The 1,103-nt window shown below is 63.4% G+C and carries 1 protein-coding gene; it reads right to left on the bottom strand.

Annotated elements, in window-relative coordinates; all coding sequences use genetic code 11:
• Positions 1 to 5: 5 nt before the first annotated feature.
• Positions 6 to 512, bottom strand: coding sequence for an META domain-containing protein (locus AC4FAH_RS08005; RefSeq protein ID WP_490245870.1), 507 nt, complete (start codon positions 510 to 512; stop codon positions 6 to 8).
• Positions 513 to 1,103: the final 591 nt, after the last annotated feature.

The following is a 1,103-nucleotide window of genomic DNA, read 5'->3' as shown; positions in this document are numbered from 1 at the left end:
AGCAATTACTCGGCGGCGCCTTCCAGCGGCATGAAGGTCGCCAGCAGATAGCCGGTGTCATCCATCACGCGCAGCCGAGCGCTCTCACCGCTGCCGATGATCTGGTAACTGGCCACATCCTCGAGCATGCGATTGAAGGCGTTGGACTGCTCGGGGTTGGGGCACATCTTCATGGTCGAGGCCAGCGGGCCGATGTCCAGCGTCTGACGCGACTCATCCAGTACCACCGGCCCCATCAGGCGATTGCAACCATTGCTGCCGACCAGACGCAGACGGTCATCCTCCTCGTCTGCCAGCTGCTGCTGGCTGGGGGGCTGCAACAGGAAGTTGGCGGCCTCTTCACTGGCATCCGTGGCGGAGAAACTCCATTGGGTGCCCACCAGGGCAGGAGCAGCGGCACCCGATGAGGCACTGCCCTGCGGAGGCTGTGTCATGGCCGCGCAGCCAGCCAGCAAGGAGATAGCGAACCCCACGGAGGTATAACGCGATAGACGACGCACGGTAATGGACATGGATGACTCCTGTGGCGCCCGCCAGTGGCATTGCCGGCAACGGCAATCACCCGGCAGACGGAGAGAACGGTGGGTAAGGAACGGACATGACAGCAAGGGTAGCGATCATGCGCACGGCTGTCATGAACGACAGGCCCTCACGCCATGCGCCTGAGTGTCACCTGCCGGACTACCGCCGGCTTGCCACCAGCGCGATGGACGCAACCATCTGTCCACCTCGCCAACTTTGAAAACAGTGTTTTCAAAGCGGAGCCTGCTCTAGAATTTCGACCAGATCGCCACTCCGCGTCGCCTGTCTCGAGTCCTCTGGCCAGCGAGCTACCGGCCTGAGTGAGCCTGTCCCGACATGAGCCCGCAGAGCTGACACGACATGACTCCCGCCGCCCCCGACAGTCCTTCCTTGCACGCCGCTGATACTGCGTCTTCACAGCGAACCAGTGGTTCGCAGCAGGCTCCGCACGTGCAACCCTCACCCCCGCCCCGCTCGCAGAGGTCGCACAGGTCGCAGACAGGCTTCAACCTGCGACGACTAGCGCTCCTGAATGCGCTGGGAGTGGCGCTGCTGGCGTGCTGGTGGATACCGGCGCTGGA

This window comes from Cobetia sp. (assembly GCF_983723665.1).
The sequence above is the reverse complement of the archived record's forward strand: the minus strand, read 5'-3'. Positions and strand labels throughout refer to the sequence as shown.

Coding starts and splice junctions, on each gene's coding strand:
- AC4FAH_RS08005 (WP_490245870.1), bottom strand. CDS start 512: ATGTCCATTACCGTGCGTCGTCTATCGCGTTATACCTCCGTGGGGTTC.